The sequence below is a fragment of the Promicromonospora kroppenstedtii genome (assembly GCF_044389675.1).
GTDB classification, from domain to species: domain Bacteria; phylum Actinomycetota; class Actinomycetes; order Actinomycetales; family Cellulomonadaceae; genus Promicromonospora; species Promicromonospora kroppenstedtii.
Map to the genome: position 1 here is coordinate 145,667 of NZ_JBIRYI010000014.1, position 19,714 is coordinate 165,380.

General features: G+C 73.7%; 14 protein-coding genes. 8 read left to right on the forward strand and 6 right to left on the reverse strand.

Annotated features, from left to right (window positions below; all coding sequences use genetic code 11):
- Nucleotides 1-15: 15 nt before the first annotated feature.
- Complete coding sequence (locus tag ACH47X_RS21265; RefSeq protein ID WP_397406710.1) at nt 16-546, reverse strand: MarR family winged helix-turn-helix transcriptional regulator; 531 nt, start codon at nt 544-546, stop codon at nt 16-18.
- Nucleotides 547-651: 105 nt separating this feature from the next.
- Here ACH47X_RS21265 and ACH47X_RS21270 point away from each other — a divergent pair, with 105 nt between their 5' ends.
- On the forward strand, nt 652-2,067 hold the full coding sequence (locus tag ACH47X_RS21270; protein WP_397406711.1) for an FAD-binding oxidoreductase: 1,416 nt from the start codon (nt 652-654) through the stop codon (nt 2,065-2,067).
- Here the strand turns inward: ACH47X_RS21270 and ACH47X_RS21275 are convergent.
- The 3 genes from ACH47X_RS21275 to ACH47X_RS21285 all read right to left on the reverse strand — a co-directional run bounded on the left by ACH47X_RS21275 (nt 2,064) and on the right by ACH47X_RS21285 (nt 5,669).
- Entirely contained in the window at nt 2,064-3,653 is a 1,590-nt protein-coding gene (locus ACH47X_RS21275; RefSeq protein ID WP_397406713.1) for a hypothetical protein, read from the reverse strand. The two genes, ACH47X_RS21270 and ACH47X_RS21275, sit on opposite strands and share 4 nt — an antisense overlap.
- 184 nt (nt 3,654-3,837) lie before the next feature.
- On the reverse strand, nt 3,838-4,770 hold the full coding sequence (locus ACH47X_RS21280) for an aldo/keto reductase (RefSeq protein WP_020014011.1): 933 nt from the start codon (nt 4,768-4,770) through the stop codon (nt 3,838-3,840).
- Nucleotides 4,771-4,802: 32 nt separating this feature from the next.
- On the reverse strand, nt 4,803-5,669 hold the full coding sequence (locus ACH47X_RS21285) for an aldo/keto reductase (RefSeq protein WP_397406715.1): 867 nt from the start codon (nt 5,667-5,669) through the stop codon (nt 4,803-4,805).
- Between the two features lie 102 nt (nt 5,670-5,771).
- Here ACH47X_RS21285 and ACH47X_RS21290 point away from each other — a divergent pair, with 102 nt between their 5' ends.
- A complete protein-coding gene (locus ACH47X_RS21290) occupies nt 5,772-6,656 on the forward strand; it encodes a LysR family transcriptional regulator (RefSeq protein WP_397406717.1) in 885 nt (294 codons plus the stop codon).
- 102 nt (nt 6,657-6,758) lie between these two features.
- Here the strand turns inward: ACH47X_RS21290 and ACH47X_RS21295 are convergent, their stop codons facing one another.
- Together ACH47X_RS21295 and ACH47X_RS21300 are read right to left on the reverse strand one after the other, a co-directional pair.
- Entirely contained in the window at nt 6,759-8,864 is a 2,106-nt protein-coding gene (locus ACH47X_RS21295; protein ID WP_397406719.1) for an NPCBM/NEW2 domain-containing protein, read from the reverse strand.
- Between the two features lie 238 nt (nt 8,865-9,102).
- Nucleotides 9,103-9,984: a helix-turn-helix domain-containing protein gene (locus tag ACH47X_RS21300; RefSeq protein WP_397406721.1), complete on the reverse strand. Its 882-nt coding sequence runs from the start codon at nt 9,982-9,984 to the stop codon at nt 9,103-9,105.
- Between the two features lie 130 nt (nt 9,985-10,114).
- On the opposite strand from ACH47X_RS21300, the gene ACH47X_RS21305 reads away from it, so the two are divergent.
- From ACH47X_RS21305 to ACH47X_RS21330, 6 genes are all read left to right on the forward strand, one after another.
- Nucleotides 10,115-13,573, forward strand: a complete 3,459-nt coding sequence (locus tag ACH47X_RS21305; RefSeq protein ID WP_397406723.1) for a DUF5107 domain-containing protein — start codon at nt 10,115-10,117, stop codon at nt 13,571-13,573.
- Between the two features lie 77 nt (nt 13,574-13,650).
- Nucleotides 13,651-14,964 (forward strand): ABC transporter substrate-binding protein, encoded by a 1,314-nt coding sequence (locus ACH47X_RS21310; RefSeq protein ID WP_397406725.1) that lies wholly within the window; start codon nt 13,651-13,653, stop codon nt 14,962-14,964.
- A complete protein-coding gene (locus tag ACH47X_RS21315; RefSeq protein WP_397406727.1) occupies nt 14,961-15,866 on the forward strand; it encodes a carbohydrate ABC transporter permease in 906 nt (301 codons plus the stop codon). The genes ACH47X_RS21310 and ACH47X_RS21315 overlap by 4 nt, the downstream gene beginning before the upstream one ends.
- Before the next feature lies 1 nt (nt 15,867).
- Complete coding sequence (locus tag ACH47X_RS21320; RefSeq protein ID WP_397406729.1) at nt 15,868-16,761, forward strand: carbohydrate ABC transporter permease; 894 nt, start codon at nt 15,868-15,870, stop codon at nt 16,759-16,761.
- Nucleotides 16,758-18,845 (forward strand): alpha-galactosidase, encoded by a 2,088-nt coding sequence (locus ACH47X_RS21325; protein WP_397406731.1) that lies wholly within the window; start codon nt 16,758-16,760, stop codon nt 18,843-18,845. Before ACH47X_RS21320 ends, ACH47X_RS21325 begins: the two co-directional genes overlap by 4 nt.
- Nucleotides 18,842-19,699 (forward strand): hypothetical protein, encoded by an 858-nt coding sequence (locus ACH47X_RS21330; RefSeq protein WP_397406732.1) that lies wholly within the window; start codon nt 18,842-18,844, stop codon nt 19,697-19,699. Before ACH47X_RS21325 ends, ACH47X_RS21330 begins: the two co-directional genes overlap by 4 nt.
- Nucleotides 19,700-19,714: the final 15 nt, after the last annotated feature.

The window sequence follows — 19,714 nt, forward strand, 5'->3', positions numbered from 1 at the left end:
CGGTCACCGGGTGTTTTATTCCCGGCGGTTGCCCGGCCAGCCCTCCGGCAGGATGTCGCGCCCGCCGTCAGGTACGGAGTCGGCAAGGCGGGTGAGCGTCGCGAAGAACGCCCCGACGTCGTCCTCGCCGGGGCCGATCGCGTCCCGCAGGGTCCGGTCGAACTCGATCGCCTGCGTCTTGAGCCGGCGGAAGAGCGCCTCGCCCGCCTCGGTGACCTCGATGTGCTGCACGCGCCGGTTGTTCTCCTGGCGGCTGCGGACGATCAGCCCCCTGTCCTCCATGCCGCGCAGGTGGTGCGTGAGGGTGGCCTCCCGGATGCCGACGGCGTGCGCCAGCTCGCGCTGGGTGGCGGGTGTGCCCTGCTGTACGGCGAGCAGGATGTGCCAGACCTGCCAGGTCGCGCCCTGCTCCGAGAGGTGCGCGTCGAACGCCCGCATCACGCGGTGCACGGACTGCCACATCGCGACCGCGACGGGGACCGGACCCGGGTTCACCCCCTGTGCGGTGTCGCCTGGATCGCCGTCCGCCCGCCCGCTTGGTTGCATGGACGAAGGGTAGTTCGACCGTCACCGAAATGCATTGACGCCTAATCCTTAGATGCCTAACGTTGGCGGCCTGGAAGTTTCGGCACCTCAGACGGAGGCTCGACGATGGCCACGCAGGAAACCCCCGGCACCACAGGCACCTCACCCGAGGCGCTCGACGAAGCCCTCGCACCGCTGGCGGCCGCGCTCGGCGACCGCCTCCTCACCCCCTCGGCGGACACGTTCGCCGACACGGCGGCAGTGTTCGTGGGCGGCCCGCCGCTCACCCCGGCCGCCGTCGCGCGCGTCCGGACCACCGACGAGGTCGTGACGGCGCTCGCGGTCGCGCGGGACGCGGGCCTGCCGCTCGCGGTCCGCAGCGGCGGGCACCACCAGGCACGGCACGCCCTGGTCGACGGCGGGCTCGTGCTCGACCTGCGGCTCCTGGACGGCGTCGAGATCGACACCGCGGCCGGCGTCGGGCGCGCGCATGGCGGCGTGCTCGCGGGCGCGTACACGGCCGCGGCCGGCGCACACGGCCTGGCCACCGGGTTCGGCGACACGGCGACCGTCGGCGTCGGGGGCATCTCCCTCGGCGGCGGGATCGGCTACCTCAGCCGGCGCGACGGGCTCACGGTCGACAACCTGCTGGGTGCCGAGGTCGTCCTGGCGGACGGCAAGGTGGTCCAGGCCGACGCCGACAACAACCCCGACCTCTACTGGGCGCTGCGCGGCGGCGGCGGAAACTTCGGTGTCGTCACGCGACTGGACCTGCGGCTGCGCGAGGTCGGCACGGTCACGGGCGGCATGATGATGTGGGAACCCACCCCGGCGAGGCTCGCCACGGTCCTGCGGGCGTTCGCCGAGGGGCCGGAGGAGTTCTCGGGCATGGTGAACGTGATGCTGGCGCCGCCCGTGCCGATGATCCCGGCCGAGCTGCACGGCAAGCCGGTGCTCATGGCGCTGTTGTGCCACTCGGGCTCGGCGGAGGACGCGGCCGAGGTGTTCGGGCCGCTGCGAGCGCTGGGCACGCTGCTCGACGGCGTCCGAGAGATCCCGTACACGGCGCTGTTCGAGGGGCCGGGCGGGCCGCCGGCGGGCGGCGTCGGCGACGTGCGGACCGGGTTCCTCGGCGAGGGCGTCTGGGCGCCCGGCGAGGACTGGGCCGCCGCCGCGATCGAGGCGGTGGCCGGGGCGAGCGGGCCGTCCGCGGTCAACATCCGGCCGATGGGAGGCGCGATCTCGCGGGTCGACCCGGCCGCTACGGCCTTCGCGCACCGGGACCCGGCGTTCATGGTCTCGGTCGGCGGTACCGCGATGGCGCCGGAGGCGCTGCCCGCGACCACGGCCTGGGTGGCCTCGGCCGCCGAGGCCCTGGGCGTGCGCGGGCGCGGCTACGTCAACTTCATGGGCACGGCCACGGACCAGGACGTCCGCAACGCCTACCCCGAGGCGACGCTGGCCCGGCTCCGCGAGGTCAAGCGGGCCTATGACCCGGGCAACCTGTTCGCGTCGAACCACAACGTGGCGCCCCGGGCCTAGCCGCCGACCGGCACCGGCTGCCCCGTCTCGTCCCGGCGAGGCAGGGCGGCCGCGGCCGCCAGCACGGCGGCCAGGCCGTAGCCGCAGATCCGGACCAGGTCCAGCGCGGCGGCAAGTCGGAGCCCTGAGGCGTCGTCCAACAGGAAGCCGACGCCGACCAGCGCGAGCACGCTGAGCAGCACCGCCGCCGCCACCCGGGTACCGCGGCGCGGGACGCCGAGCAGGGCGGCGGCGACCACGGGCCCGGCACCGGCCAGCGGGTACGACAGCAGGTACCGGCTCAGGTAGGCCAGGTCGACGGCGGGGTCGACAAGGAGCGCCAACGGTGACGCCGTGAGGCCGAGGAGCGCCACAGCGGCCCAACGGAGCGCCGCGCGGTCACTCCGTCCTGGCCCGGGCACGGTGGCCCACGCGAGCGCGAGGGCCAGGCCCAGCACGACGAACGGCAGCAGGTCGTGAAGGGCGAGCCCGCCGCCCGTCGTCATCCGGCTCACTGCCAGGGCGACCGCGAGCCCGGCCGAGCAGGCACTCGCCACGACGAGAACGCCGCGCGTCCTGAGGGTCACCGCGCCGGCCGTCAGCGTCAGCGCCGCCGGCAACGCGGCGTCGACCAGGAGGCCCACCAGCGGGCCCGGGCCCGCGAGCCCGGGACGGATGCCGGGGCCCTGCGCGAACAGCTCCGGGACCTGCACCGCGACCGCGAGCACGAGGATGGCGAGGGCGACCGTGGACAGGCGCCTGACGGGCAACACGGTCGTGGGCGTGGGCGCGGGCGTGGCGACCGGGGGTGCGGCGGGCGGTGCGATGTCGGTCTCGTCGAGCTCGTCGTGGTCGGCGGGCCCCGGGGCCTGGGCCGCCGCGACGAGCGCGCACACGACGGCGGCCGAGATCGCCGCGAGACGCAGCCCGGAAAGCGGCGTCGCCGGAGACAGGATGGAGTCGGCCCACAGGAGACCCGCCCCCGAGAGTGCGATGAGCGCCGCGCCGCCGAGCCGCGCTCCCCGGCCCGGCAGGCACACGAGCCCCGCCGCCAGGACCGTGAGGATCACCGGGACCTGCTGGAGCACCAGGATGCCGATACCGATGATCTGCCACGGACCGTCTCCGGCCTGCCGTGCGTCGACCAGCAGGCCGAGCACGGGGGCCAGGGTGACCGCCAGGAGCGCGATCGCCGGCCGCCGGTCCGCGCGAGTGCCGTCCCACCAGGCCAGCGCGACGCCCACCAGCGCCAGACCGAGCACGACGGGGCCGGACAGAAAGACCTGAGGGTCCTGCGGGCCGTTCGCGGCAGCCGACGCGAGCACGGCCAGGGCCACCAGGTGCAGCGTGGCCAGAGCGGTGGTCAGCAGCAGGAAGATCGTTGATCCGTAGGTCACCGAGGCTGCCACGAGTACCAGGGTGGGCAGCACGGACGCCGGGCCGGCGGCGGCGGCCACCGCCCAGCTGTCGCTGTGGTACTCGGGGGAGAAGAGGCCTGCCGGCAGGGCGGCCAGCCCGGACAGGGCCAGCAGCAGCACGGCGGCCAGGGAGGCGGCGCGCGTACGGCCGCGCGCCTCGGCTCGCCGGCCCGGTGCGGTCTTGGTCATGCCGCACACCCTGGCAGAGCCGCCGGGCGCGGAGAAGGAAAGGGGGCGGTCAGGGGGAAGTTCACCCGGGAGACGCGGTGAGCGACGGGGTGTGTTGCTCTGCGTAGAAGTTGTCTACGCAGAGCAACACACCCCGGGGTCACGTTCTCACCTGCCTGCCTCAGACGGCGCCCGCGTCAGCGGGTCACGGGACCGTGTAGCCCGCCGTCCGGAACATCTCGTACCACTCGGCGCGCGTCAGCGGCACCTCGGAGCCGAGCGCGGCGCCCGCGACCCGCTCCGGGTTGGTGGTGCCGAGCACCACCTGCATCTGCGCGGGGTGGCGCGTGATCCACGCCGTGGCGATCGCGATGGCCGGCACGTCGTACTTCTTCGCCAGGCGGTCGATCACGGCGTTCAGCTCGGGGTAGTCCGGCGAGCCGAGGAAGACGCCGTTGAAGAACCCGGCCTGGAACGGCGACCAGGCCTGCACGGTGATGTCGTGCAGGCGGCAGTAGTCGAGCGTGCCGGAGTCGCGGCTGATCGACTGGTCCAGGCCCTGCATGTTCGCGGCCACGCCCTGCGCCACGAGCGGCGCGTGCGTCACCGAGAGCTGGAGCTGGTTGGCCACGAGCGGCTGCGTCACGGACTTGCGCAGCAGCTCGATCTGGCCCGGCGTGTGGTTGGAGACGCCGAACGCCCGTACCTTGCCCGACGCCGACAGCTCGTCGAACGCGCGCGCCACCTCGTCCGGCTCCACGAGGGCGTCCGGCCGGTGCAGCAGCAGGATGTCGATGTAGTCGGTGCCGAGCGCGGCCAGCGAGCCCTCGACCGACTCGACCAGATGCTCGTACGAGTAGTCGAAGTACGGCCCCTCGCGCACGATGCCGGCCTTGGTCTGCAGCACGATCTGCTCGCGCTCCGACGACGTGAGCTGCATGGCCTCGGCGAACCGGGTCTCGCAGCCGTGCAGGGCCGAGCCGTAGACGTCGGCGTGGTCGAAGAACGAGATGCCGGCGTCGCGGGCCGTCTTGACCAGGGTGCGCACCTCCTCGTCGGTCTTCTCCTGGATGCGCATGAGGCCCAGGACGACGTTCGGGACGGTGAGCTCCGTCCCGGGCAGGGTGAAGGTCTTCACGGGTTCTCTCCTGTGGTGGGTGCGGTCGTGGCTCAGGCCGCCGACAGGCGGGCGACCTCGTCGGCGGTGAGCATCAGCTCGCTCGCCTGGGCCGAGTCGGTGATGCTCTCCGGGCGCGACGCCCCGGGGATCGGCACCACGACGGGCGCGAGTGCGAGCTCCCACGCCAGCGTCACGCGGAACGGCGAGACGCCGTGCGCGTCGGCGATCTCCTGGAACGCCGAGTACTCGGCGCCGAGCTCGCCCGAGCGGGCCAGCGAGATACCGCCCAGGGGGCTCCAGGGCAGGAACGCGATGCCCAGCTCGGCGCACAGCTCCAGCTCGGGCAGCGAGGACCGGAAGCGCGGCGAGAACTGGTTCTGCACGGACACCAGGCGGCCGCCCAGGATGTCGTTGGCCTCGCGGATCTGGTCCGGGTTCGCGTTCGAGATGCCCGCCAGCTCGATGACGCCCTCGTCGAGCAGGTCGCGGATCGCGCCCACCGAGTCGCCGTAGGGCACGTTCGGGTCCGGGCGGTGGAACTGGTAGAGGCCGATGGCGTCGACGCCGAGCCGCTTGGCCGATGCCTTCGCGGCCTCCTTGAGGTACTCGGGGCGACCGTCCTTGGTCCAGGACCCGTCGCCGGGGCGCAGGTGCCCGCCCTTGGTGGCGACCAGGACGCCGGAGGTGTCGCCGCCGTAGGACCGCAGGGCCTCGGCGATGAGCTCCTCGTTGTGCCCCACCTCGTCGGCGAACTGGTGGTAGGCGTCCGCGGTGTCGATCAGGGTGACGCCGGCGTCGAGGGCGGCGTGGATCGTGGCGATCGAGCGCTCGCGGTCGGGCCGGCCCTCGATGGACATCGGCATGCCGCCGAGGCCGATCGCGGAGACGGAACGGCCGCCGATGGAACGGAGCTGCATGGTTTCTCCTCGTGTCGCAACGGGTTCGGACCAGAGACTAGGAAGCGATAACCTAGAAGTCCAACAACTCCTCATCATCATTCCCAGAACTGGTATTTCTTAATGGAACTGCGTCAGATGGAATACCTCGTGGCGCTGGCGGAAGAGCGCCAGTTCACGAGGGCCGCCGAGCTCACCGGCGTCTCCCAGTCCGGGCTGTCCGCCGCCATCCGTAACCTCGAGGTCGAGCTGGGCACCAAGCTGTTCACCAGGACCACCCGCCGGGTCGAGCCCACCGAGGCGGGCCTGGCGCTGCTGCCTTTCGCCCGCTCCATGCTCTCCTCCGCGACGGAAGCTCGCGATGCGGTGGTCCAGGTCTCGCGCGAGCTCGCGGGCACGCTGCGGGTCGGCGCGGAGCAGTGCCTCGGCCTCGTCGACGTCGCCACGCTGCTGGAACGCTTCCACCGGCGCTACCCGCGCGTGGAGATCGCGTTCACGCAGGCGGGCTCGCACGAGCTCCTGGCGGGGGTGCGCGACGGCGACCTCGACGCCGCGTTCGTCGCCACGGCCGACCACGTGGGCGTGCTCCCGCGCGTCGTCCTGGGCGAGGAGCCGGTGGTGTTCCTCTGTCCGCCCGACCACCCGCTGGCCGCCCGCGCAGCCGTGGACCGGGCCGACCTGGGCGGCGACAGCTTCATCGACTTCCACCCGTCGTGGGCGATCCGCCAGCTCAACGACGACGCGTTCGCGGCGCGGGGCGTGCGCCGTCGGGTGCGCTTCACGGTCAACGACGTGCACACGCTGCTGGACCTGGTCGACCGCGGGCTGGGCGTCGCCGTCGTGCCGCGGCACGTCGCGGCCAAGCCGCAGGCCGCCCGCCTGGTCGCCGTGCCGGTCGCGGCGGACGGCGCGGCGGACTGGGTGGTCTCGATGGTCACGACCCCGGACCGCGCGGACTCCCCGGCCCCGCACCTGGCGGAGCTCCTGTCGGACGCGCCGGCCTGCTGACCGCCAACCCCGCGGGGCGTGGCCACCGCGGGTCGGGAGCGCGAACGTAGGGTTGGTCGGCTCGTCAGCGCAGGAGAGCCGACCAACCCTACGTTCGGCCTCTCACGCGCAGCTGAGGTTCAGCGACAGCCAGTCGGCTCGGTCGTTGTAGCCGCCGTCGGACGCGTCGCCCACCTCGAGGGTCAGGTCGCGGATGCCCGTCACGTCCACGTCGAACGCGATCGCCGTGCCGCGCTCGACCGTGCCGCTGCTCCAGAGGGTCTCCCCGTCGCCGACGACGTCGAACGTCGCCGTGCCGCCCTCCGGTCCCACGTTGCCGACGACGTCGTCGATGCCGACGCTCCCGGTCAGCCCGGTGCACGCGGCGCCGAGGTAGTAGCGCACCCGCGACGGGCTGGCGACGCCGAGCCCGGCCTCGTGCACCGTGCCCGCCACCGTGAGCGGCGAGCCGCCGCCCACGCTCTGGTCCACCGTGGGCGTCAGCCAGCCGCTGGTCGCGCTCACCCAGGGGTGCCGGGACAGCACGACGTCGCCGCCCGACGGCGCCCCGGGTGCGATCGTCACGCGCGACGGCGGGGTCGTGACCTGGCCGGAGCCCGAGGTGACGGATGCGGCGACGTCGTACCCGCCGGTCTCGGCCCCAGGCGGCACGGACACGGTGAACGCGACGGTGGCGGAATCACCCGGCCGCACCACCCTGGGCGTGGCGCCGAGCACGCGGGCCGTCCAGCCCTCCGGGAGCACGAGCGCGACGCGCGGGTCGCGCACGGTCGTGCCGCCGTCGTTGTGCAGCGTCACCTCGGCGGAGACCTGGTCCCCGGCGGCCGCCAGTACGTCGGTCGTCGCGACGACGGCGTCCGCCCCCACGGCGGTGAAGGCGGGCGGCGTCGCGACCAGCCGAGGAGCCCCGCCCGGCCGGGACGGCGTGACCCGCAGGAGGGCGGCGCCGTGTGCCGGGACCGCCGCCCGGATCGTGCCCGACGACTGCGTGCGGGCGTCGGTCCAGGTGTCCAGCACCTCGAACGAGCGGCCGCGCAGGCCCAGGTCACGGGCGGTGGTGGCGACCTCGGCGGCCCGGTCGCCGCGGTTCAGCAGCGCGACGGCGACCGAGCCGTCCGCGAGCGGCTTGGCCCACGTCTCGGTGGTGCCCGCCGCGCCGACGCGGGTGCCCTGGACGCCGAGCCGGTCCTGGTCGATCGCCAGTACGTCCTCGTCGAGCAGGATGTCCATCGACTCCGGGCTGAGCGTGCGCGGGTCGCTGGAGATGACCAGCGGCGCGGCCGCGACGGTCCACAGCGACATCTGCGTGCGGAACTCCTCGGTGGTCATGCCGAGCTCCGGCCCCAGGTAGTCGGGGTCGCTGAACCGCCCCGGGCCGGCGACCTCCGGGTGCCGCGCGTTCGCGTCGAAGTTGCGCAGCACGTCCTTGAACTGGATCTGCCCCACGAAGCCGACGTCGGTGTACGTGCGCCACGACTCCGCGATGTCCTGCGCGTACGTCCACGACCAGGTGGACTGCTGCTCCTCGGGGTAGTCGCCCCAGTCCGGCGAGGTCACGGGGTTGCACAGGTTGAAGATCATCGACCGGCCGGAGCTGTTGTCCCGCAGCGCCCGCGCGAACGCGGTGAACGCCTCCTGCGGGTCCAGGTCGGCCGTGATGCCGCACAGGAAGTCGACCTTGACGGCGTCGTAGCCCCACGCCGCGAAGGTGTCGGCGTCGGTCTGGTAGTGGCCGCCGCTGCCCAGGCCGCACGTGCCCGGGATGTACGGGCCCGCGTCGGTGTAGATGCCGGCGCGCAGGCCGCGGTCGTGGATCTCGTCGGCCAGCGCCGCCATGCCGTCGGGGAAGCGCTCGGCGTCGCCCTGCAGCAGGCCGTCGTCGCCGCGCGGCACGTCGGCCTGCCAGCCGCCGTCGAGCCACACGATGTCGTAGCCGGCGTCAGCGAGGCCGGACGAGACGAGGAAGTCGGCCACGTCGAGGACCTCGTCGGCGGTGAAGTCGCCGCCCAGGCCGTAGTAGGTGTTCCAGCCCTGGTAGGGCGTGGGGCTGGGGCTGTCGGTCGCTGGGGTGGCGTCGGAAGGCGCGGGTCGGGCAGCGGGTGCGGCCGGCGCGGCCGAGGCGGCGCTCGCGGCCAGGCCCGAGGCGGCCAGGGCGGTGGTGAGCAGGGCGGCACTGGCTCGCGCCGCCCAGGTCCGTGCGGTGAACATGGGTCTCCTGACGTCGTCGTCGGCTCGGCACGGAGGCCGAGGGAGGGAACCCGCCCAGCAAACCGCTCGCCGGGGCGACGCGGAATGCAGAGGACGACGCACCCGCCTGGACGATCCGACGCGGGGGAGCGTCCGAAAGCCCGCCGAGCGGTCGGCAGAATGTCAGGTGGTCGGCAGCTCGGACTACCGACCACCTGACATTCTGCCGACCATTCGAAGCGGGCCGCGGCCGCCGACCTCAGCGGTCGTGCAGCCCGTTGCGGAAGTCCGTCGGGCTGCAGGAGTGCACGCTGCGGAACTGCCGCGAGAAGTAGAACGGGTCGGGGTAGCCCACCGACCGCGCGATGTCGGCCACGGGCAGCTCGGTGGTGATCAGCAGCTCGCACGCCCGGGCCATCCGCAGCCGCTTGACGTACTCGACCACGCCGCCGCCGGTCGCCGCCCGGAACCGGGCCGAGAAGTGCGACGTGCTCAGCCCGAACCGCCGGGCCAGCGCCGCCACCTCGACGACGGCGTCCAGGTGCGTGCGCAGGTACTCCTGCGCGGCGCGCACGGGCTCGCCCCGCACCGGGCTGCCCGCGGCGGCGTCAGCCCCGAGCTGGGCGAGCACCGACCAGGCGGCACCCGCGCAGCGCAGCAGGCTGGGGTAGGTCTCGTCGGTCTCCAGGGCGTCGACCACACGCTCCAGGTCGGCGACGACGCGCACCAGGTCGTGCACCTCGACGACGGCGACGTCGTCCGGGCCGGCGTGCCGGGCCAGGTCGCGCTCGAACTCGCCTGCGTCATCGCCACGGGCGTGCATCCACCAGATCGTCCATGGGTCGTCGTCGTCCGCCCAGTACTCGTGCGGCACGCCCGCAGGGATGACGAGCGCCTGAGCAGCGCCGATACGATGCAGGCCGCCCGGCGTGCGGCACCAGCCGCGCCCCGCCGAGGACACGATGACGATGGTCCCCACGGCGCCCCGCGCACGGACCCGGCCGTGGTTGGCCGCGTGCGGAAAGTAGCCCGCGTCGGTGACCAGCAGGCGGGAGGTGGGGCCCGCCTGCGACGTCGCGCGGACCACGGTGGTCGGCAGCACCCGCAGGCGCTGTCCGGGGAAGCCGTCACGGATGCGCACCCCTGGAGGGTAGCCCCGGCGGGCCGCCCGCGTCAGCCGCCGTCGCACCCGGTGAATCGTCGGATCGTCCAGGCAGTTAAGTCGATACGTCGCTTCCCGGGGCACCCCCGGGGTTCGTAGCGTCGGTCCCATGCTCGATGTGGAGTCCGTGCTCGAACTGCCCGACCGGCCCGGCGACCTGGCCGGCCGGGCCGCGGCCGCCTGGGAGGCGCCGCTCAACCTGACCACCTATGCGCCCCTGCCGCCCGACCGGTTCCCGGCATACCTGGACCGGCGGGTGTACCAGGGGTCGTCCGGCCGCGTGTACCCGCTGCCGTTCCACCACCAGATCGCCGACGAGCCGCACCAGCGGGCCTGGCGCGCGGTGCACCTGGAGAACGAGTGGCTGCGCGTGGTCGTGCTGCCGGAGCTCGGCGGGCGCATCCACGTGGCCCGGGAGCGCGGCAGCGGCCGCGACCTGTTCTGGACCAACCCGGTGATCAAGCCCGCCCTCGTGGGGCTGGCCGGCCCGTGGGTGGCCGGGGGCGTGGAGCTCAACTGGCCGCAGCACCACCGCCCCGCGACCTACCTCCCGGTGGACGTCGAGATCGAGGAGGAGCCCGACGGCGCCGTCGTCGTCTGGTGCTCCGACCACGACCCGTTCACGCGGATGAAGGGCATGCACGGCGTGCGCCTGCGCCCCGACAGCGCCGTGCTGGAGCTGACCGTGCGGCTGTACAACCGCAGCGAGCTGCCGCAGTCGTTCCTCTGGTGGGCCAACGTGGCCGCCAAGGTGGACGACGACTACCAGTCGTTCTTCCCGCACGACGTGACTTACGTGGCCGACCACGCCCGGCGCGCGATCACCGCGTTCCCGCACGCCGACCGTCCCTACTACGGCGTGGACTACCCGGCGCTGGCGAGCCGGGGCGGCGACCGCCTCGACTGGTACCGCAACATCCCGGTGCCGACGTCGTACATGTGCCTGGGCAGCGACGAGGAGTTCTTCGGCGGGTACGACCACGCGTCGGGCCTCGGGTTCGTGCACGTGGCGGACCGCGCCATCTCGCCGGGAAAGAAGCAGTGGACCTGGGGCAACGCCCCGTTCGGGCACGCCTGGGACGCCAACCTGGCCGACGACGGCTCGCACTACGTGGAGCTCATGGCCGGGGTGTTCACCGACAACCAGCCCGACTTCGCCTATCTCGCCCCCGGCGAGACCAAGGTGTTCTCCCAGTACTGGTACCCGGTGCGCGACGTCGGCCCGGTGGACCGGGCCACGCTCGACGCCGCGGTCCGGCTGGAGCGGTCGGGTCCGGACGGCGCGGCGACCACGGCGCGCGTCGGCGTCGTCGTGCCGCGGCCCCTGGACGATCTGACGGTCACGCTGTCGGCAGACGGCACGGTGCTCACGACCGACGTCGTCGACGTCGACCCGACGCGCCCGGCGCTGCTGGAGCACGAGGTCCCGGCCGGGACCGGGCCCGTGACGGTGACGGTCACCCACGGCGATCGGGTACTGGTCGCCTGGACCGAGATCGCGGCCGAGGGTGGCGCGGCCAGGGGCGGGGCGGCCGACGGCAGCGAGCCCGACCCCGCCGAGGAGCCTCCCGCCCCCGACGAGGTGGGCACCGTCGAGGAGCTGGCCCTGATCGCCGCGCACCTGGACCTCTACCGGCACGCCACGCGCGCCCCCGAGCCGTACTGGCACGAGGCGCTGCGCCGCGACCCGGGGCACGTGGACAGCCTGGTGGGCCTCGGCCGCCGCGCCTACGTGGCGGGCGACCCCGAGCGGGCTCGCGACCACCTGGAGCGCGCCGTCGAGCGGCTGACCCGGTTGCACCGCAGCCCCCGCGACACGACGGCGCTCTACCTGCTGGGCCTGGTGCGCGAGCAGCTCGGCGACGACACGGGCGCCTACGACGCGTACGCACAGGCCGCGTGGTCGCGGGCCTGGCGTGCCCCCGCCGGGTACCGGATGGCGCGCCTCGACGCGCGCGCCGGCCGCCACGAGCGCGCCCTGGCCCGGCTCGACGACGTGCGCCGCACCGAGCCCGACCACCTCCAGGCGCTCGCGCTGACCGTGGTGTGCCACGGGCGGCTGCGGCAGCACGCGGCGGCGACGTCGGCGCTGAGGGCGGCCCGCACGCTCGACCCGCTCGACGCCTGGCTGCGCCACCTGGACGGGCAGGCCGCCAGCGGCGACGCCCAGACCCTGCTCGACGTCGCGATCGAGCTCGCGGGGGTGGGGGAGCACGAGACCGCGCTGGCCTGCCTCGACGAGGCCGAGGTCCGCGAGGACCACCGGCCCGCCGGGCAGACCGCCGCGCGGCCGCTGCTCGCCTACCACCGCGCCCACGTGCTGGCGCTGGCCGGTCGCGCGGAGGAGGCCGCTGCCGAGCGGGCCCGGGCCCACGGCCTGGACGCCGACTGGTGCTTCCCGGGCCGGCTCGCCGACGCCGCCGTGCTGCGCGAGGCGGCCGACGCCGACCCGGCCGACGCCCGTGCACGGTCGCTCCTGGGCCACTGGACCTACGCCGCCGGACGCCGGGCCGACGCCCTGGCGCTGTGGCGGTCCGCCGTCGCCCTGGACCCGGCTGACGCCGTGGCCTGGCGCAACATCGGCGTGGCCGCCGTCAACCACGAGCGGGACCTGGCTGCGGCGGGCGAGGCCTACGAGCGTGCGCTCGCGGCGGCACCCGGCGACGCCCGGCTCCGGTACGAGAGCGACCAGCTCGCGGCGCTGACCGGGGAGACCCCGGCGGCGCGGCTCGCGAAGCTGCTGGGTGGCGGGGGTCTCGACCAGCGGGGCGGCGCCCTCGACCGCGACGACCTCGCCGTCGAGGCACTGCACCTCATGGTCACCGAGGGCCGCGCCGACGAGGCCCTGACGATCCTCGGCGGCCGCCGCCTGCACCCGTGGGAGGGCGGCGAGGGCCAGGCGCTCCTGGCCTGGGACCGCGCGCGGACCCACCGCGCGCTCGACGCGCTCGCGGAGGGCCGGCCGGACGACGCCGTCGCCCACGTGCGCGCGGCCCTGACCCCGCCGGCGAACCTGGGCGAGGCCCGCCACCCCCTGGCCAGCACGGCGAACCTGCACCTGCTGCTGGGCGACGCCCTGGCGACGGTCGCCGACGGGACGGGCAGCGCCGCCGACGCCTGGCGCACCGCCGCCGCCCAGCGTGGCGACTTCGTCGAGATGAGCACCCAGGAGCACGGCGAGCAGACGTTCTGGACGGTCCTCGCGCTGCGTCGCACCGGGGACGACGGCGCCGCGGATGAGCTGACGGCGGCGCTGCGCGCCTACCGCGACCGGTACGCCGTCGAGGTGCCGCGCGTGGACTACTTCGCGACGTCGCTGCCCGACCTGCTGCTGTTCGAGGAGGACCCGCTGCGCGTGCGCGACCGGCGCGTGCTGTTCCTCGACGCCCAGCTCGCGCTGCTGGCCGACGACGCCGCGACGGCCGACGCGCTGCTGCGCCGGCCGGAGCTGTTGGCGTCGCGGCACGCGGCCGACCTGCGCCACGCCGTCGCGCGCCGGGGCGAGGCGCTGCTGCACGGGCCTGCCGCCGTCGTCGGGGAGGCTGTGCACCAGGCCCCGGGAATCTGACGGGCGCGGACCGACCCGCGCCCGTGATCGGAGAGGTACCAGGTGCGCCAACGAGGGCGCACGAAGGAGGAACAAGGATGTCCAAGCGAACCACGACTTACAAGCGAGCACTGACCCGCCGCGAGCTTCTCGCGGGCGGTATGACGCTGGGCGCGGCGAGCCTGCTGGCCGCGTGCGTGGGGACGACGTCGGGCGGCAGCGGCGGGGGCGGGGGCGGCACGAGCTCCGGCCTCATCACCCTGCAGAACTCGATCCAGGACGCCGACCCCAAGGCCGCCCTGGAGGCGCTGGTCAAGGCCTACCCCGGTGGCGACGTCACGATGAACTCGGTCGCCACCGAGCAGTTCCGGGCCCAGCTGACGAACTACCTGCGCTCCGGCGACTCGCCCGAGGTGCTGAGCTGGTACGCCGGGTCGGTGGCCCGGTCCTACGCCGAGGAGGGGCTGCTGCTCGACGTGTCCTCGCTGTGGGAGGGCGACGGCGCGTGCGCCGGGTACTCCGACGCGCTGCGCAGCCTGTCCTCCGACGCCGCGGGCAAGCAGATCTTCGTGCCGACCAGCTACTACTGGTGGAGCGTCTTCTACAAGAAGTCGGCGTTCGAGAAGTGGGGCGTGGAGCCGCCCACGTCGTGGGACGAGTTCCACGCGCTGTGCGAGAACCTCAGCGGCCAGGGCATCGTGCCGCTGACCAACGGTCTGTCGTCCACGCCGTGGATGGCGTCGGGCTGGTTCGACTACCTGGACCTGCGGATCAACGGCGCGCAGTACCACCGGGAGCTGCTGGCCGGGGAGCACGCCTTCAACGACCCCGAGGTGGTGGCCGTCATGGAGGAGTACAAGCGGCTCATCCCGTACTTCGACAAGAACGCGGCGTCGTACACCGCGCAGGACGCCGCGACCCCCGTCGCCCAGGACAAGTCGGCCATGTACCTCGTCGGGGCGTTCGTCTCCGGCTACTTCCCCGAGGACCAGCGCGACGACCTCGACTTCTTCTCCGTGCCGGTCATCAACGACTCGGTGCCGACGGCGGAGGAGGCCCCGACCGACGGGTTCTTCGCCGCCGCGCGGAGCGACAACCACCAGGGCGCCCTGGACCTGCTGAGCTACCTCGCCTCGGCCGAGTCGCAGCAGCAGTACATCGAGCAGTCGAAGTCGTCGAACCTGCCCACCTCGCCCGACGTCGACACGTCGTCGTTCAGCCCGCTGGTCCAGAAGGGCATCGAGCTGCTGAACAACACCGAGGAGATCACGCAGTTCTTCAACCGTGACTCCTCCGACGCCCTCCAGGCCACCGCCGACACCGCCCTGACCAAGTTCCTCGCCCAGCCGGACTCCATGAAGAGCATCCTCGACGAGTGGCAGACGGCGGCCGAGGGGGTCTTCGCGTCGTGAGCGCGCAGCCGTCCACCGCGACCCGCCGCCCGAGCCGGTTCGCGCGCGTCCCGCTGCTCGTCTGGGTGTTCCTGCTGGTCCCGCTCGTGGTCGAGCTGTTCTGGGTCTTCTGGCCGGCGGCCAACTCGTTCTCGCTCGCCCTGACCCGCTGGGACGGGATCGGCCTGGCCGAGCCCGTGGGCCTGCAGAACTTCCGCGACCTGGCCGCCGACCCGATCTTCCTGACCGCCCTGCAGAACAACGTGATCTGGGTGCTCGGGTTCGGCGGTCTGTCCGTGGTGGGCGGCCTCGCCCTCGCGGTCACCCTGAACAAGCCCGGCCCGATGGTGAGCATCTACCGCAGCGCCATTTACCTGCCGATGGTCGTCTCACTCGCCGTCAGCGGCCTGTTCTGGCGCGTCATGTACGCGCCCGACGGGCCGATCAACGGCACCCTCGGCCTGCTCGGTCTCGACCACCTGGAACGCCAGTGGCTCGCCGACCCCACGGTCGCCCTCTGGGCCGTGCTGATCGCGGCCGTCTGGCGCCAGGTCGGCTACATCATGGTGCTGTACCTGGCCGGCCTCAAGGGCACCGACGGCTCGCTGGAGGAGGCCGCCGCCGTCGATGGCGCCAATGCCTGGCAGCGGTTCTGGCGCATTGTCATGCCGCAGCTGCGCGGCGTGAACATGGTCGTCTTCGCCGTGACCGTCATCGACTCGCTGCGCACCTTCGACATCGTCTGGGCGATGACCCGCGGCGGGCCCTACAACGAGACCCAGCTCCTGAGCACCTACATGTTCCAGCAGGCGTTCACCACGGGGAACCTTGGCTACGCCTCCGCCATCGCCGTGGTCATCTTCGCCCTGGCGATCGGCTTCATCATCACCTACCTCGCCCGCCAGGCCCGGACGGAGGACTGACATGTCAGCACTCGCCCCACCCGCCGGCGCACCCGCGGCGGTCCGCGACCGGCCCGCCCCTCGGCTCCGCCGGCCCAAGCCCGCCCGCTCGCCGTGGCTGCACGTCGCGATGGTCCCGGTCACGCTGCTGTGGCTCAGCCCCATCGTCTTCGTGCTGTTCGTCGCGATCCGCTCCTACGACGACATCGCGGGCCGCGGCCTGGGCGCGTTCCCGGCGTCGTTCAGCCTCGACGGCTTCGCCACGGCGCTCACCCAGGGCGGCGTACTGCGCTCGCTCGGCAACAGCGTGCTCGTCACCGTGTGCGCCGTCGTCGCCTCGCTCGCCCTGTCGTCCTTCGCCGCCTACGCCCTGAGCCGGTTCGACATCCCGTTCCGGCGGACCATCCTGCTCACCATGCTCGCCGGGAACCTGCTGCCCCCGCAGATCCTGCTCGTCCCGGTCTCGTCCATCACCGAGGCCATCGGCATCGGCGACACGCTCACCGCGCTCGTCGTGGTCCAGGTGGGGTTCGGCATCGGCTTCTACACCTTCGTGCTGCACGGGTTCATGCGCAGCCTGCCGAACGAGGTCTTCGAGGCCGCGCGGCTCGACGGCGCCGGCCCCGGCGGCATCTTCTGGCGCATCGTGCTGCCCCTGTCGCGGCCGTCGCTGGCGGCGCTCGCGGCCCTCGCCACCACCTGGATCTTCAACGACCTGATCTGGGCGATGACGGTGCTGCGTACGGAGGCCAAGTTCCCCATCACCGCGGCCCTGCTCAACCTGCAGGGCGGGTTCGCGAGCGCGTGGAACGTGGTCGCGGCGGGCGCGCTGATCGCGGCCGTGCCGACGGCGATCGTGTTCTTCCTGTTCCAGAAGCAGTTCGTGTCCGGACTTCTCGTAGGAGCCAACAAGTGACCTGGATTCTCCCGACCCGCACGGGTCAGTACGTCGTGGGCGAGGCCCCGCGTGGGGCCGGGCTGGTCGCCGTCGGCTGGGGACCCGCCGCCGCGGAGACGACGGCGCCCGTGGCGGCGACGTCCTCCTTCGAGGCCGACCTCGACCTGCTCCCGCTGGAGGCCACCGCGCTCGGCACCCGCAACGTGCACGGCGCCGAGCTCGTGGTGCGCCGCGCCGACGGTGTGCGCGGGGCCCGCCTCGCCCGTGCGGGCGAGGTCTCCCTCACCCAGGACGCCGACGGCGGCACGCACCTGGAGTGCCCGCTCGCCGACGACGTGCTGGGCCTGGCCGTGACCCTGCACGTCCGCACCCACCCCGCCCACGACGTCGTAGAGAAGTGGGCCGACCTGCGCAACCACTCGGAGCAGCCGATCGAGCTGCTGCGCGGGTGGGGTGGGGCGTTCAACGTGCCGACGTCGGGACCGGCGCACGTGAATCTACTCGGCGGGGCGTGGTCGCGGGAGTTCACGCCGTTCCGCGCCTCGCTCGGGGCGGGAACGCTGAGTCTCGGGAGCCGCCAGGGCATCACGAGCCACACGTACGCGCCGGTGGTGACGGTCGTGCCCGCCGGAACGGACGGGGCCGTCCGCTCCGCCGGAACGGACGCCCCCGTCCGTTTCGGCGTCGCGCTCGCGTACAGCGGCTCCTGGCGGATGGCGCTCGACGCCGTCCCCTTCGCCGACCACGTCCGGGTCTCCGCCGGGCCGGACGACGAGTCGGGCATCCTCACGCTGGAGCCGGGCGCCGGGCTCACCACCCCGGTGCTGGCGGGCGTGCGCGTCGAGGGCGACGCCGACGACCTGGCCCACGCCTGGCACGCCTACCAGGCGACGCTGGCCCGCACGCGCGGCCCCGAGCACCGGCCCGTCGTCTACAACTCGTGGTTCGCCACCACGTTCGACGTCCGCGTGGAGCACCAGCTCCGCCTCGCCGAGGCGGCCGCACAGGTGGGCGCGGAGGTGTTCGTGGTGGACGACGGCTGGTTCCGCGGCCGCACGACCGACCGGGCCGCACTCGGCGACTGGGAGGTCGACACCGCGCGCATCCCCGGTGGCCTCGGGCCGCTCGCCGACGGCGTCAAGGCTCTCGGCATGCGCTTCGGCCTGTGGGTCGAGCCCGAGGCGGTGAGCCCCGACAGCGACCTGTACCGCGCGCACCCCGAGTGGGCGCACCACGTGGACGGGCGTCCGCTGGAGACGCTGCGGCACCAGTACATGCTGAACCTGGGCCTGCCCGAGGTCGAGCAGTGGGTGCTCGGCACGCTGCGCCGCCTGCTCACCGAGACCGACATCAGCTACCTCAAGTGGGACATGAACCGCTCGATCGCCGACGGCGGGCGTACGGCCCCCGGCGGCGACGACTGGTCCTGGCGGCACACCCAGGCGTACTACCGCGTGCTCGACGCGCTGCGCGCCGAGTTCCCGCACGTCACCGTCGAGGCCTGCGCGGGTGGCGGCGGCCGGATCGACCACGCGGTGCTCGCCCGGACCGACGTCGTCTGGCCCAGCGACGAGACCGGACCACGCGACCGGCTCGCGATCCAGCACGGGTTCCTGGGCGTGCTGCCCGCGTGGACCATGAGCTCGTGGGTCACCGACCTGCCCGACCTCCTCGACCGCGACCGGGAGAGCGGGCCGGCGAGCCTGGAGTTCCGGTTCGTGGTCGCCATGGCGGGGGTGCTCGGCATCGGTTCGGACCTGCTGGCCTGGGACAGCGCGACCCGGGAACGGGCGGCGTCGTTCGTCGAGCTGTACCGCGAGATCCGGCCGGTGGTGCACACGGGGCTGACCCGGCGGCACGGCTCGCCGGCCGACCCCGCGTGCGCGGTCCAGTACACGGGGGAGGACGCCGTGGTCGTGCTGGCCTGGCGCCGTGCCGGGGAGGCCCCGCTCACGGTCCACCTCGGCGACCTCGACCCGGACGCCCGCTACCGGGTCCGGGGCACCGACGAGACCCGCACCGGCAAGGAGCTCGCGGCCGACGGCCTGGTCGTCCCGTGGACCTGGCGGGACTGCGACGTCGTGACCCTGGACCGGGTGTGACCGAATCCGGTGTGACCGAACCCGGTGCGAACCGACGGCCGCTCACCGTCCGCACCGACCCGGCCCTGGGCGGCCGCTGGACCTCGCTGGCGACGCCGGAGCGCGAATGGCTCTGGCACAACCCGCGGGTTCCGGCGGACGCCCGGGCCGGCGTCGCGCCCGGCGACCCGTTCGTCGACGCGGGCGGCGGCGAGGAGTGCCTCCCCACGATCGGCGGCCCGAGCGACCACGGCGAGGTGTGGTCACGACCCTGGGCTGCCCACGGCGGCGACGGCACGGCGGCCCGGGTCGAGGCCGGCGACCTCGCCCTGACCCGCCGCCTCACCACGCACGACGGCACGGTCCGCGCCGACTACACGATCACCGGGCCGCCGGGCGCAGGGCTGTTGCACGCCGTCCACCTCCTGCTCGACGTCGGCCCGGACGCCCGCCTGGAGGTGCCCGGTCGCCCAGGCACGCTCGTCGTTGAGTGGCCCGAGCCGGGCGCGACGACCCCCACCACGTGGCCCGACGGCGGGGGAATGCCGCTCGACGTGCTCGGCCCGGACGACGGCACCGCCCGCTGCGCCGTCGTCGCGACCGACCGGCTCGACGTCGTGGACGGTGCCGACCGGCTCCGGCTGCGCTGGGGCACGCCCGCCGCGGCCCCGCTCTCCCTGGTCGTGTGGCGCAACCTGGGCGGCTGGCCGGAGGAGGCCCCGTACCGATCGATCGGCGTCGAACCCATGCTCGGCGCCGAGACGAATCTCGACCGCGCAGGCCCGGACCGGCTGGCCCGCCTGGACCGGGCGGGCCGGCTGACCTGGTGGCTGACGGCGACGGCAACGCTTTCGGCGAAGAATCTTCCACTGTAAGAATTTCGTCGATAG